General features: G+C 72.2%; 14 protein-coding genes and 1 pseudogene. 8 read left to right on the top strand and 7 right to left on the bottom strand.

Annotation, left to right across the window (positions count from 1 at the left end):
- The first annotated feature begins 174 nt into the window (after positions 1 to 174).
- Together ACWD5D_RS31070 and ACWD5D_RS31065 are read left to right on the top strand one after the other, a co-directional pair.
- A complete protein-coding gene (locus ACWD5D_RS31070; protein ID WP_451376094.1) occupies positions 175 to 2,190 on the top strand; it encodes an FAD-dependent oxidoreductase in 2,016 nt (671 codons plus the stop codon).
- A 31-nt stretch (positions 2,191 to 2,221) separates the two neighbouring features.
- A complete protein-coding gene (locus ACWD5D_RS31065) occupies positions 2,222 to 2,806 on the top strand; it encodes a PadR family transcriptional regulator (RefSeq protein ID WP_451376093.1) in 585 nt (194 codons plus the stop codon).
- Between the two features lie 18 nt (positions 2,807 to 2,824).
- Here ACWD5D_RS31065 and ACWD5D_RS31060 read toward each other — a convergent pair whose 3' ends face one another.
- Together ACWD5D_RS31060 and ACWD5D_RS31055 are read right to left on the bottom strand one after the other, a co-directional pair.
- Positions 2,825 to 3,382: a hypothetical protein gene (locus ACWD5D_RS31060; RefSeq protein WP_451376092.1), complete on the bottom strand. Its 558-nt coding sequence runs from the start codon at positions 3,380 to 3,382 to the stop codon at positions 2,825 to 2,827.
- Positions 3,383 to 3,676: 294 nt separating this feature from the next.
- Positions 3,677 to 4,660 carry a fibronectin type III domain-containing protein gene (locus tag ACWD5D_RS31055; RefSeq protein ID WP_451376091.1) on the bottom strand — a complete coding sequence of 328 codons (984 nt, stop codon included), beginning with the start codon at positions 4,658 to 4,660 and terminating at the stop codon, positions 3,677 to 3,679.
- A gap of 394 nt (positions 4,661 to 5,054) precedes the next feature.
- Between ACWD5D_RS31055 and ACWD5D_RS31050 the strand changes: the two genes are divergently transcribed.
- The gene (locus tag ACWD5D_RS31050) at positions 5,055 to 5,753 is read left to right on the top strand and encodes a glycoside hydrolase family 75 protein (RefSeq protein WP_451376090.1); all 699 of its coding nucleotides are present in this window, start codon (positions 5,055 to 5,057) and stop codon (positions 5,751 to 5,753) included.
- A gap of 48 nt (positions 5,754 to 5,801) precedes the next feature.
- Here the strand turns inward: ACWD5D_RS31050 and ACWD5D_RS31045 are convergent, their stop codons facing one another.
- Genes ACWD5D_RS31045 through dhaK form a run of 3 tightly spaced genes read right to left on the bottom strand, consistent with a single transcriptional unit; the run spans position 5,802 to position 7,855 of the window.
- Complete coding sequence (locus ACWD5D_RS31045; protein ID WP_451376089.1) at positions 5,802 to 6,212, bottom strand: PTS-dependent dihydroxyacetone kinase phosphotransferase subunit DhaM; 411 nt, start codon at positions 6,210 to 6,212, stop codon at positions 5,802 to 5,804.
- 1 nt (position 6,213) lies between these two features.
- Positions 6,214 to 6,816, bottom strand: coding sequence for a dihydroxyacetone kinase subunit DhaL (gene dhaL / locus ACWD5D_RS31040; RefSeq protein ID WP_451376088.1), 603 nt, complete (start codon positions 6,814 to 6,816; stop codon positions 6,214 to 6,216).
- A 46-nt stretch (positions 6,817 to 6,862) separates the two neighbouring features.
- Positions 6,863 to 7,855 carry a dihydroxyacetone kinase subunit DhaK gene (gene dhaK / locus ACWD5D_RS31035; protein ID WP_451376087.1) on the bottom strand — a complete coding sequence of 331 codons (993 nt, stop codon included), beginning with the start codon at positions 7,853 to 7,855 and terminating at the stop codon, positions 6,863 to 6,865.
- 368 nt (positions 7,856 to 8,223) lie between these two features.
- On the opposite strand from dhaK, the gene ACWD5D_RS31030 reads away from it, so the two are divergent.
- Entirely contained in the window at positions 8,224 to 8,550 is a 327-nt protein-coding gene (locus ACWD5D_RS31030; RefSeq protein WP_451376086.1) for a DUF3040 domain-containing protein, read from the top strand.
- A gap of 17 nt (positions 8,551 to 8,567) precedes the next feature.
- Positions 8,568 to 9,023: an RpiB/LacA/LacB family sugar-phosphate isomerase gene (locus ACWD5D_RS31025; protein ID WP_451376085.1), complete on the top strand. Its 456-nt coding sequence runs from the start codon at positions 8,568 to 8,570 to the stop codon at positions 9,021 to 9,023.
- A gap of 150 nt (positions 9,024 to 9,173) precedes the next feature.
- Here ACWD5D_RS31025 and ACWD5D_RS31020 read toward each other — a convergent pair whose 3' ends face one another.
- Positions 9,174 to 9,539, bottom strand: a complete 366-nt coding sequence (locus ACWD5D_RS31020) for a DUF6479 family protein (RefSeq protein WP_451376084.1) — start codon at positions 9,537 to 9,539, stop codon at positions 9,174 to 9,176.
- A gap of 212 nt (positions 9,540 to 9,751) precedes the next feature.
- Here ACWD5D_RS31020 and ACWD5D_RS31015 point away from each other — a divergent pair, with 212 nt between their 5' ends.
- The 3 genes and pseudogenes from ACWD5D_RS31015 (at position 9,752) to ACWD5D_RS31005 (ending at position 12,348) form a co-directional block, all read left to right on the top strand.
- Positions 9,752 to 10,126, top strand: coding sequence for a ferredoxin (locus tag ACWD5D_RS31015; protein WP_451376083.1), 375 nt, complete (start codon positions 9,752 to 9,754; stop codon positions 10,124 to 10,126).
- Positions 10,127 to 10,227: 101 nt separating this feature from the next.
- Entirely contained in the window at positions 10,228 to 11,406 is a 1,179-nt protein-coding gene (locus tag ACWD5D_RS31010; RefSeq protein ID WP_451376082.1) for an acyl-CoA dehydrogenase family protein, read from the top strand.
- Between the two features lie 199 nt (positions 11,407 to 11,605).
- Positions 11,606 to 12,348, top strand: a pseudogene (locus ACWD5D_RS31005) (DUF6192 family protein).
- Here the strand turns inward: ACWD5D_RS31005 and ACWD5D_RS31000 are convergent.
- Positions 12,268 to 12,924: a type III effector protein gene (locus ACWD5D_RS31000; RefSeq protein ID WP_451376081.1), complete on the bottom strand. Its 657-nt coding sequence runs from the start codon at positions 12,922 to 12,924 to the stop codon at positions 12,268 to 12,270. The pseudogene ACWD5D_RS31005 and the gene ACWD5D_RS31000 sit on opposite strands and share 81 nt — an antisense overlap.
- Positions 12,925 to 12,938: the final 14 nt, after the last annotated feature.

Genomic DNA, 12,938 nt, shown 5'->3' with positions numbered 1-12,938 from the left:
GTCAGCCGACCTGCTGCACCTTGATCGCGTCGCTCACCCGAACCGTCCCGGCTGCAAGGACGTCCAGGTAGACACCGAGCACGATGCCGGCCCCTCACCCTTTGTGCAACTAGTTGCACAAAGGCGCGCGTGTCCTCTACAAAGAAGATGACGACACCGCGCACGGAGGGCCCGATGAGCCGTTACCCGCACCTGATGTCCCCGCTCGACCTGGGATTCACCACGCTGCCCAACCGCGTGCTCATGGGCTCCATGCACGTCGGTCTCGAGGAGGCCGAGCGCGGCTTCGAACGGATGGCCGCGTTCTACGCCGCCCGCGCGCGCGGGGGAGTGGGTCTCATCGTCACCGGCGGCATCGCCCCCAACGACGAGGGACGCCCGTACGAGGGCGGCGCCAAGCTCACCACCGAGGCGGAGGCCGAGCAGCACCGGGTCGTCACAGACGCCGTGCACCGCGAGGGCGGCCGGATCGCCATGCAGATCCTGCACTTCGGGCGGTACGCCTACCACCAGGACCTCGTCGCACCGAGCGCCCTGCAGGCCCCGATCAGCCCCTTCGTGCCGCGCGCCCTCACCGACGCCGATGTCGAGCGGACCATCGACGACTACGTCCGCGCCGCGCGCCTCGCACGGCAGGCCGGCTACGACGGCGTCGAGATCATGGGCTCCGAGGGCTACCTCATCAACGAGTTCATCGCCGCCCGGACCAACCGGCGCGAGGACCGCTGGGGCGGATCGTACGAGAACCGGATGCGGTTCCCCGTCGAGATCGTGGGGCGCGTGCGCGAGGCCGTCGGCGACGACTTCATCATCGTCTACCGGCTCTCCATGCTCGACCTGGTCCCGGGCGGCTCCACCCTGGAGGAGGTCGTCACCCTCGCACGGGCCGTCGAAGACGCCGGTGCGACGATCATCAACACGGGCATCGGCTGGCACGAGGCGCGCATCCCCACCATCGCCACCTCCGTCCCGCGCGGCGCCTACACCTGGGTCACCAAGAAGCTCATGGGCCGGGTGACCGTCCCGCTGGTGACCACCAACCGCATCAACACCCCCGAAGTCGCCGAGGAGTTGCTCGCGACCGGCCACGCCGACATGGTCTCCATGGCGCGTCCGATGCTCGCCGACCCCGACTTCGTCGCCAAGGCCGCCGCCGGCACACCGGAGGCCATCAACACCTGCATCGGCTGCAACCAGGCCTGCCTGGACCACACCTTCAGCGGCCGGATCACCTCCTGCCTGGTCAACCCGCGCGCCTGCCACGAGACCGAGCTGGTGCTCTCGCCGACCCGCCGGCGCAAGAACGTCGCTGTCGTCGGCGCCGGTCCGGCCGGCCTCGCCTGCGCGGTCTCCGCCGCCGAACGCGGCCACCGGGTCACCCTGTTCGACGCCGCGAGCGAGATCGGCGGCCAGCTGAACGTGGCCCGCAAGGTCCCCGGCAAGCAGGAGTTCGACGAGACGCTGCGCTACTTCCGCCACCAACTGGAGAAGCACGGCGTGGACGTACGCCTCGAAACCTGGGTCACCTCGGCGGACCTGGCCGACTACGACGAGGTCGTCGTCGCCACCGGTGTCACCCCGCGCACCCCCGACATCCCCGGCGTCGACCACCCCCGCGTCGTCGGCTACCTCGATGTCCTGCGCGACGGCGCCCCGGTCGGCGACCGCGTAGCGATCCTCGGCGCCGGCGGCATCGGCTTCGACGTCGCCGAGTTCCTCACCGACGGCGGCGACAAGGCGAGCGAGGACCCGGAGGCGTACTTCCGCAACTGGGGCGTCGACATGGACTACGCGGTGGCGGGCGGCCTCGCGGCCCCGGAGCGGCCGGCCCCGCCGCGCACGGTCCACCTGTTCCAGCGCAAGGCCACCAAGGTCGGTGCCGGCCTCGGCAAGACCACCGGCTGGATCCACCGCACCGAACTGAAGCACCGCGGCGTGACCATGGTCCCCGGCGTCAGCTACGACCGCATCGACGACGCCGGACTGCACATCACCGTCGGCGAGGAGAGCACGGTCCTCGAGGTCGACACGGTCGTGCTGTGCACCGGCCAGGAGCCGCGTCGCGATCTGTACGACGAGCTGATCGCCGCCGGACGCGGCGCGCACCTGATCGGCGGCGCCGACGTCGCGGCCGAGCTGGACGCGAAGCGGGCCATCAAGCAGGGCACCGAGCTGGCGGCGACGCTGTAGGCGGCGCCGGGCACGTCCCTAGGATGAGTCCATGTCACTCCCGCACGCCATCCTCACCGCCCTGCTGGAGAAGCCGTCGTCGGGTCTGGAACTGACCCGGCGCTTCGACAAGTCGATCGGCTACTTCTGGTCGGCGACACACCAGCAGATATACCGCGAGCTGGGGAGGCTGGAGGCCGAGGGGTACATCCGCGCACTGCCGGCCGAGCAGCCGGCCCGCGGGCAGAAGAAGAGCTACGAGGTCCTGCCCGCGGGCCGCGCCGAACTGGCCCGCTGGACCGCCACCGCCCAGGACCCGAGGCCCCTGCGGGACGTCCTGCTGCTGCGCCTGCGCGCCGCGGCGGTGGTCGGCACGGCCGGCCTGGAGACCGACCTGCGCAGCCATCTGGAGCTGCACCGGCGGCAGTTGGCCGAGTACGAGGACATCGAACGGCGCGACTTCCCGCCGGACCGGGACACCCCCGAGGACCGGCTGCGCCATCTTGTCCTGCGGGCCGGCATCGAACTGGAGACCTTCTGGACCCAGTGGCTCACCCACGCCCTCGAGGAGTTCGCCGAACTGCCCGGCGACCCGCCCCCGGACGCTCCAAAGCCGGCGGACGGCACGCCCGGCTGACCGCCGCGGCGTGCCCGCTCAGAACCGGTACGGCTTCGAGCGGCGGCGCAGGAACCAGGCCGTGGCGATGACGCCCGCGCCGACCAGGGCCGCGCCGATACCCAGCGTGAGCGGGCCGTAGTCGCGGACGGCGCCGCCCAGGCCGCCCGCGACACCGCGGGACGGCGCGGGCGGTGGGGGCGGTGCGGCCTTGGCCGTCGATGCGGCGGTCGGGGCGGAGGGCGAGGACACGATGACGGACTGGGTGCCCGCGGTGACGCCGTTGGAGCAGACCACCACCACGGTGTACGTCCCGGGGCTCACCCCGGACCAGGCCGCGGACTGGCTGATGGTCGTGCCGGAGAGTGTCACCTGACGGCCCTGGGCGAAGTTCGCCTGGCCTTTGCCGAGCAGCGAGGCGTTGCCCCAGTTGCCGTTGTTCTGGGTGCAGGCGCTGGTCACCACCGAGACCGTGGCCCCGGTCGTGCTCACGGAGATTCCCGACGCCGCGGCCGACGGCCCGACGAGGGAGACCGGGAGCGCGGCGGCGGCAGCCAGGGTCAGGCCGGAACGGAGGAGAAGTCGGGAGTTGCGCATTGGCTGGCCTCCGGCGGCACGGTTGGCGGTACGTCCCATGCGCCGCCGAGGTCGGGAAACGTCCGTGCTGCCTCAAGTGCAGCCAACGCGGCCCGGGACCGCTCCGCACCCGAAGCGCCTCCGGTCGGGTGACGGACTCCTCCGCCGGCGTCGGGCTCCCGCAGCCCGGCGCAAGCCGACACGCCGACACCGCGACTGTGGCCGCGCGGAAGTCGGCCGCACGGACGCCGACCGCACGGGCTCCGGTCGCGCCGAGAGTGACCGTACCGGCGTCGACCGCACCGACAGCGGCCGTCAGCCGGCCGTGCCCGTGGTCACCGTCCGCTCCGCCGAGAAGCCGCCCCAGGTGCCGTCGGGCAGCCGCGCCCGCAGGCGCACCCGGTGCTCGGACCCCGCCTCGCGCCCGAGGTAGAAGCTGTAGTGGGCCCGGCCGCGCGGCGGATCGCCGCCCCACACCAGGGACGTGGCGGCCCGGCCGTCGAGCTGGATCTGGTACTCGGTGATCACCCCGTCCACGTCCGGGGGATCCCAGGACAGGTCGAGGGAGTAGGCGCCCGCGGACCGGTGCGTCGTGGCGGAGAAGCCGGTGGGCGCGGTGTCCCGGCCGTCGCCGGCGCCCGGGGTGGTCAGGCGCACCGGCGCGCTGGCGGGCGAGAGGTTGTCGGCCGCGTCCCGGGCACGGACGGTGAAGGCGTAACGGGTGCCGGGGCGCAACCCGGTGACCACCGTCGCGGTCTGGCTCCCGCCCACACTGTGGATCTTCACTCCGCTCTGCAAGATGTCGTACGACAGCACGCCCCGGTCGTCCCGGGAGGCGGACCAGGACAGCTGGACCGCCCGGTCGCCCACCGTCCGCCCGGCCGGCCTCGACGGGCGGGTCGGTGCCGAGCGGTCGGCCGTCGCCCTGGCGGGCGTCCGCGCCCGCACCGCCCGGCTCGGCGGACCGAGCCGGCCGTCGGTGTCCCGGGCCCGCACGGTGAAGACGTACAGGGTGGACGGCCTGAGCCTGACGACGTCCACCATGCGCTGCGAGCCCGGTACTTCGGTGACCTTCGTGCGGCCGCGATAGATCTCGTAGGCGCGGATCGCGGGCCCGTCCCGACCGTCCGGCACCTTGTTCCACATCACGTGCACGCTGGTCGCGCTCCCGGCCGCCGCCGTGATGCCGGTCGGGGCGCCTGGCGCCCGGCCCTCGTCGGCGGTGGCGCCCCAGCCGCAGGACGCGACCGTCACCAGGGCCGCGCAGGCCGGCAGAGACCGGAGAGGAACGCGTCGCACGGTTCTGCCTCCCAGGGGACGGCATCACGGCAAAGGTCCGGACCAATATGGCGTGGCTGATGGGGCGGTGACAAGGGGGCCGTGTTGGTGACTGCGCGGGGGAGTTACGTATGCTGAGGTCTCCAGCGGCTGAACTACCCGAGAAAACAGGGGAGTTCATGCCTGTGGCGCGGACACGCTGTCGTCGCCGAACCCGCGCCGACGCGGGCGGCCCGGGGATCTGAGCCGACATTCACTCAGATCCCGGGCCCCTGCTGTCTTCTCACGCAGTGTCAGCCCGCTGTGGGGCGTCAGGGTGCTGCTCCATCCGGCCTCATCCGGCTCTCGGTCCGTGCGAACCCGCACGAAATTGTGCAGGGTGTTCGAAATGTCCCCCAGGAGAGGGTCCCTGAGAGTGCATGTCCAGTCGCTGACTCTGGCCGCGGCCGGTGCCGCCCTGCTTGCCCCGACGACGTTTCCCGCCGCCGCGGTCCCACCCGAGCGGCGCCCGCCCGCCCACCGGGAGGGCGGCGTGAGCGCCGCCGACCTGCTGGCCCGGGTGCGCTCGTGCCACCAGGTCTCCCGGGGCCGGTACCGCACCGACGACGGCGCGGCCGCCAGGGTCGCCGTCTGCGGCACCCGCGACGCGGTGTTCTGGAAGGCCGACATGGACATCGACTGCGACGGCCGGCCCACCGCCCGCTGCAATCGCCGCTCCGACCCGTACTTCTCCCCCACCACCGCCTACTCGCAGTCCGACGGCCGGTACCTGAACGCCGAGACGCTTCCCTACATCGTGATTCCGGCCCCGAGCGGCGTCCGGAACCAGTGGGCGCAGGGCATCCGGGGCGGCTCCGTGGCCGCCGTGATCTACCGGAACCGGGTGCAGTACGCGGTCGTCGGCGACACCGGCCCCCGCGACCTCATCGGCGAGGCCTCCTACGCCACCGCCCGCAACCTCGGCATCCGGCCCGACCCGCAGAGCGGCGGAGCGGCCTCCGGTGTCACCTACATCGTCTTCAAGAACGCCCGGATCAACCCCATCGAGAATCGCCGGGCAACAGTGACCACCGGCGAAAGACTGGCCCGCCGGTTCGTCCGACAGGGCGGCTGAGGGGCCTTTCCTCCTGCCCGGCCGACACGGGAGTCGGCCGGGCCCCGCTCACACTTTCCGGTAGCTGTACGCCTCCGCCGCCGCGGCCTCCACCGCGTCCAGGTCGGCGCCCGTGGAGGCCGTGACGACCGCGGCCACCGCGCCCTCGACGAACGGCGCGTCCACGAGGCGCGTGCCGCCCGGGAGTTCGTCGCCCTCGGCGAGCAGGGCCTTGACGGTGAGGACCGCACTGCCGAGGTCGGTGAGGACGGCGACACCGGCACCGCGGTCCACGGCGGCGGCCGCGGCGGAGATCAACTCGGCGCTGGTGCCGAGTCCGCCGCCCTCGGTGCCGCCCGCGGCGGCGACGGGCACCGCCTCGGCCCCGCCCGCCAGCCCCTTCGCCAGCTCGGCGACCGAGGCCGCCACCTCCGCGCTGTGCGACACCAGCACGATCCCGACCAGCTTCTCGTCACTCATCTCAGGCTCCCGCTGCCGCTTCTTCCAGCCCGGCGATCAGCAGGGCCGAGGACGTCGCCCCCGGGTCCTGGTGGCCGATGCTGCGTTCCCCGAGATAGCTGGCCCGGCCCTTGCGCGCCTGCAGCGGGGTGGTGGCCACAGCACCTTCCTCGGCGGCCGACCGCGCCGCGGCGAAGCCGTCGCCGAGCGCGTCCACGGCCGGGACCAGGGCGTCGACCATGGTCTTGTCGCCCGGCGCGGCGCCGCCGAGCGCCATCACCCCGTCCACACCGGCCCGCAGCGCCTCCGCCAGCTGCGCCTCGCTGACCTCGGCGGCGTCCCCGAGCGCCTTGCCGGTCCGGCGCAGCAGGGTGCCGTAGAGCGGCCCGGAGGCGCCGCCGACCGTGGAGATCAACTGGCGCCCGGCCAGGGTGAGCACGGCGCCCGGGGTGGCCGGCGCCTCCTTCTCCAGGGTGGTCAGGACGGCCGCGAACCCACGCTGCATGTTGCTGCCGTGGTCGGCGTCGCCGATGGCCGAGTCGAGGTCGGTGAGCCGTTCCGCCTCACGGTCGACGGAGGCGGCGGTGGCCGTCATCCAGCGGCGGAAGAAATCGGCGTCGAGCACGGGATCTCCTTGCGTGGTAGGGAACTTGACCGCTGCGTCCGCCGTGTCACATGCCCCAGCGCAGCGCCGGCGTCCGCACCGGCGCGTCCCACAGCCGCAGCAGCTCCTCGTCGACCTGGCACAGCGTCACCGAGGCGCCCGCCATGTCGAGGGAGGTGACGTAGTTGCCGACGAGCGTGCGGGCCACGACCACGCCCCGCTCCGTGAGAACGCGCTGCACCTCGGCGTTGAAGCCGAAGAGCTCCAGCAGCGGGGTGGCGCCCATGCCGTTGACCAGGACGAGTACGGGGTCGCGTGGGGTCATGTCGTCGAGAATGGCGTGCACCGCGAAGTCGGCGATCTCCCCGGAGGTCATCATGGCCCGGCGCTCCCGCCCCGGCTCCCCGTGGATGCCGATGCCCAACTCCAGTTCCCCGGAAGGCAGGTCGAAGGTCGGTGAGCCCTTCGCCGGGGTGGTGACCGCGCTGAGCGCGACACCGAAGCTACGGGAGTTCTCGTTCACCTGGCGCCCGATGGCCTCCACCCGCTCCAGCGGCTGCCCCTCGGCCGCCGCGGCACCGGCGATCTTCTCCACGAACAGGGTCGCCCCGGTGCCGCGCCGGCCGGCCGTGTACAGGCTGTCGGTGACCGCCACGTCGTCGTTGACCAGAACTTTCGCGACCTGGATGCCCTCGTCCTCGGCGAGTTCGGCCGCCATGTCGAAGTTGAGGACGTCGCCGGTGTAGTTCTTCACGACGAACAGCACGCCGGCCCCGCTGTCGACCGCGGCCGCGGCCCGCGCCATCTGGTCCGGGACCGGCGAGGTGAACACCTCCCCGGGGCAGGCCGCCGCGAGCATGCCCGGACCCACGAACCCGCCGTGCAGCGGCTCGTGGCCCGACCCACCGCCCGACACGAGCGCCACCTGCCCGGCCACGGGTGCGTCCCGCCGGACGATCACCCGGTTCTCCACGTCCACGGTCAGATCCGGATACGCGGCCGCCATGCCCCGCAGCGCATCCGCCACCACGGTCTCCGGGACGTTGATCAGCATCCTCATCTGTCTCTCCTGGAAGCCTGGAAGGCAGGCCGTCGACCTGCGCTTCCGCTGGTCACAATTAGGTATGAGGTGAGGTCGGGTTCTTGGTGACGAATCGTCAGGTCGGGGCGGTCGCAACGCTGCGTGCGGCCCGGGATCTTGCCGGTTCGGGCTACTGGTACTGACAGTATCGGCCCAGCGGCGTCCAAGGTCACCTCCGTCGCACGAATGCGCGACGTCCTCGTCGGCAGACGGCGGACCGGATTCGTCCGGCCCCGAGCGGCTCTCCGATCGGCACCTCGCCGGGCTTCGGTGGGGTGTCCCGGGGAACTCGGTCCACCGGGAGCGGAGAGCGTCAAGGCCTTCGGCCGGAGAAGGAGCCGTTTCCCGTGGACGAATGGCAGAACCCCGACGACGTACGGCTGTCGCCGCGCGAGCGGATCGCGTTGCTGGAGATCGAGGCGCACCTGCGGCAGGACCGCCGACTCGCACACCGGATGCGCCGGGCGGGGCGGACCCTGTGGCTGCCGCTGTCGGTCGCGCTGCTCGGGGTCGCGTCCGTCTTCGTGGCCGTGATGGGGATCCGCACGTCGGACCCCGCGCTGCTGTGGTGCTTCGCCCTGCTGTGGCCGCTGACCCTGCTGCAGGCCTTCCGCCTGCTCTGCCGTGCCGCGCGACGGCGCGGTTGCCGCGAGCACGTCACGCCCTGGCTCTGAGGGATAGGCTCCGTGCCATGCGGATCTCCGTCTCCTCCGACATGGACGAACCCGTGGCCCGTCTCCTCGTCGAGGAGCTGCGCCGGCGCGGCCACGAGGTGCGCGAGCACGGCGCGCTGCGAGCCGGTGCCGACCCGCAGTGGGCGGCGTGCTCGGAGGCGGCCGCCCGGGACGTGGCCGAGGGACTGGCCGATCAGGCGGTCGTGTGCTGCTGGACCGGCACCGGGGCCTCCATCGCCGCGAACAAGGTGCCGGGCGTCAGGGCCGCACTGTGCACGGACGCGTACACGGCAGACGGCGCGCGCCGCTGGAACGACGCCAACGTCCTCGCGCTCGGCCTGCGGCTCACCTCGGAACCGGTACTGAAGGAGATCCTCGACGCCTGGTTCGCGGCCGAGCCGAGCCAGGACGCCGAGGACCGGCAGAACGTGGCCCGCGTCGGGCGTCTCGACGCCGTCAGGACGGTCTCCTGACGACGGCGTACGGCGGCCGGTGCGGGCCGACGGGAAAATCGTCGTTCGTCGGTTGTCCGAGATTCGTTGTCGGTCGTGGGTCGTGGGTCGTGGGTCGTGGGTTGTCCGTCGTGTCTTGTCGATGGTGCCTGGTCGGTCGTGGTCCGGGGTTCAGTGGGCGCCGAGACCGCCGCCGCCGAACGAGCCGCTCGACCCCTTGCTCCAGCGCGGACGCTCCTTGGTCGCGCTCGGCCTGGTGCCCTGGTTCGTCAGCTGGTACGGAGTGAGCGGGCGCTCGCCCTTGGGGATGTGCGGAATCTCTTCCGGTTCCCTGTTCTCCCTGATCTCGCGCACCGCGCCGTCCGGTGGCAGGTGCGGCTGCTCCTCGGGGCGCGGCCGGGGAGACTCGCGGTACTTGACGCGGGAAGTCATCCAGAAGCCTCCGGCGAGGAACGCCAGTACGGCCACTGCCACCACGAAGAGACCGAGACTCCACAGGCCGCTCGGCGCGGCCATCTGCATCGTTGCGGTACTCATAGGACAGGAATACCCCACCCGGAACAGGACGAACCGGACACCTTGGGTGGCCGGGGATCCACGCCGGGTCACGAGCGTCGGCCCCTGACGTCCGCGCGGCCGGGTCTCTGGGCGCCCGTGCGCCCGGCGGCCGGGCGTCCGGGGCGGCGGACCGAGCCACCTCCGTGCCGCCCCGCGGGTTTGCGCCGCCGCGGCCCGGCTACCCGCCCGGTGTGACAACGCCGGCCTCAGAGCAGCAGCTCTACCGGTTCCTCGAGGACCGGTTCACCTGTGCCCAGGCCTGCGCCGACTGCGCGCGGGTGTGCGCGGTGCGTGCGAGCCTCCTGGACCCCGACGGCACCGTGCCCCGGGAGCGTGTGCGCCGGCTGGGCGTCATCTGTGCCGAGGTGTGCGACGCGACCTGCGGCATGCTGTCCGAGCAGAACCAGCAGGAAGAGGAGGGGATCAGGGTCCGGCTGAAGTGGTGCCGCTCGGTCTGCCTGGACTGCGCGCAGGCCTTCGACGAACAGGCGGGCGCCGAGTCCGCCGCGGCCGCGTGCCGGGCCTGCGCCGTGGCGTGCGCTGACTTCATGGCGGCCCTCGGCTGACAACGGCCCGCCATTTCACCGCGGACTCGCCATTCCCAATTTCTGGAACACGTTCTACGGTGTGCGCCGTCAGGACCGCCCGTGGGGAGCCTGGAGGCGCCGTGCATCTCGACCACACGCCCGAGCAGCAGCGGCTGCGCAGCGAACTGCGCGCCTACTTCGCGGAACTGGTGCCGGACCACGCGTACACCCGGTACGCGGAGCCGGCCGCCCAGAAGCGGTTCTACCGCGAGACCATCCGCCGCCTCGGCGCGGACGGCTGGCTCGGCGTGGGCTGGCCCGAGGAGTACGGCGGGCGCGGAATGACGGCGATGGAGCAGTTCATCTTCTTCGACGAGGCCGCGCAGGCCAGCGTACCGCTGCCGCTGATGGCCCTGAACACGGTCGGCCCGACGATCATGCGGTTCGGCACCGAGGAGCAGAAGGCGTACTTCCTGCCGCGCATCCTCGCCGGCGAGATCGACTTCGCGATCGGCTACAGCGAGCCCGGCGCCGGCACCGATCTCGCGTCCCTCAAGACGCGTGCCGTACGGGAAGGCGACGAATACGTCGTCGACGGGCAGAAGATCTGGACCACCAACGGCGACACCGCCGACTGGGTGTGGCTGGCCGTGCGCACCGACCCCGAGGCGCCGCCGCACAAGGGCATCACCATGCTCCTGGTGCCGACCTCCGACCCGGGCTACTCCTGCACCCTCATCAACACGCTCGCCTCGCACGACACCACGGCCAGCTACTACGAGAACATCCGCGTCCCCGTCTCCCGCCGGGTCGGCGAGGAGAACCAGGGCTGGCGGCTGATCACCAACCAGCTCAACCACGAGCGCGTCACCCTCGCCGCCCACGGCACCATGGCGATCCGCGCCCTGCACGACGTGCAGCGCTGGGCGATGGAGACCAAGCTCGCCGACGGCCGTCGCGTGGTCGACCTGCCCTGGGTGCGCCGACTGCTGGCCCGCACCCACACCCGGCTCGACGCCCTGAAACTCCTCAACTGGCAGATGGTCACGGCTGTGCACGACGGCACCCTCACACCCCAGGACGCCTCCGCCGTCAAGGTCTTCGGCTCCGAGGCCCGCCGGGACGCCTACGCCTGGCTGATGGAGATCGCCGCGGCGGCCGGCCCCCTGAAGGAGGGCTCGGCGGGCGCGGTCCTGCACGGCGAGCTGGAGCGCGGCTACCGTTCCGCCGTGATCTTCACCTTCGGGGGCGGCAACAACGAGATCCAGCGCGAGATCATCTCCTGGCTCGGCCTGGGGATGCCGCGCGTACGGCGATGACCCCATGTGACCAAGCATTTAGAAGCGAAACGCCGTCCGTCAGTCCCGGTGGAGCCGGGGGCGATCGCCACGCGTCGGCCGGACCCATCCCCGGGAACAGGCGGACGGCGGCCCTCGGGTTTCCTTACCGCTTGTGGCCGTTGCCGTGTCCGTTGGGATGCAGGACCACCTTGGTCCAGCCCTCGTCACGGGCGTCGAAGTGCTCGTAGGCGGCGGGGGCCTCGTCCAGGCACACATCCTCGCGGGCATCCCGGATGACCAGGTGCGCTTCGAGACGATCGACGCCCCTCCGCTGGACGAACGCGCCCGGGTGCGGCGCTGGACGACGGGTCTGGCCAAGAAGCACGTCGGACAGCTCCCGGACCGTCCCGAGACACCTGCGCAGAAGGTCGCGGCCCAGGTGGCCACGCCACATGTCAACAAGGCGCAGACCACGCAGCACGAGACCGAGATCGTCCACGACCTCATCGAGGACGACCAGGTCGCAGCCCACGTCGCCTCCGACGTGCTGCGCCGTCCGGAGGTCGCGTCCAGGGTGGTCGCCGACGACACCGTCCGTCACGCGGTCAACCGGGCCCAGACCGACCGCTCCCAGCGGCGGGCCGAGCCTTCCGCCGCGAGACATCGACCAGGCGGACCGTCCGGAAGATCGAGCGGACCCAGGAGTTCCTTGACCTGGTCGGCGCCTGCCACCACTTCGTCGTCCGCTGTTCCGCCAGGGGCGCACGACCGGCCGGTGTACGCGGATACCGCTGGGCGTGCGCCGCTCCGGAGCGCGTGAACGTGCAGCTGGTGCGTGATGTTTTGAACTGGTTTGCGTGGATCGCTGGTCAGGGGGGTCTGCCAGGGGGACGCGTTGCGTCACACCTCTGGGCAACGGGTGAGGTCAGGGGGGGTGAGGGTGTCGAGTTGTGCTGCGAGGTCGGGGTGGGCGGTGGCTAGGTGGGGGCGGGTGTCGCTGAGAGGGCGGATGAGCTCGGCGGGGTCGTCGTGGGCGAGGGCGGCGTGGAGCCGGCTGAGCGGTTGGCGGGCCGCGGTGGGCAGGTTGGTGAGGGCGGTGATCTGGCCGGCGATGCGGCGCAGGTCGGCTGCGTTGCGGCGGGCCCAGGTGGCGGTGGTGCGTTCGGCGGCGCGGCGTTCACGGGTGGCCTGGACGCGTTGCTCGCCGGTGGTGCCGGCCGGGCCGGGCCGGCCGCGCAGGTAGCGGCGTTCGGCGGCCTGGCGGCTGGCGACGCCAAGGGGGTGGGCGAGATCGGCCCAGCTGGCGCCCGCGTGGCGGGCGGTTTCGATCAGGCCGGTTTCCCATCCGGCGAGCTGCTCGCGTACCTGCCGCAGCAGCAGGAGCGAGGCCAGGGCCTGCTCCGGGCCGATGTCATGGTTCTCGCCGGTGCCGGGGTCCTTGTGCCGGGCGGCATGCAGGGCGTCCTCTATGGCGTGAAGGGCTGCCGCGGCGGCGAGGAACGACGCCGGGCTCGGTGTGTCGGCGCTGGACGATGCCGGCTGGTCGGCCGGGGTCATGGGCACCTCCCTCA

The organism is Streptomyces sp. NPDC002520 (assembly GCF_053595235.1).
The sequence above is the reverse complement of the archived record's forward strand: the minus strand, read 5'-3'. Positions and strand labels throughout refer to the sequence as shown.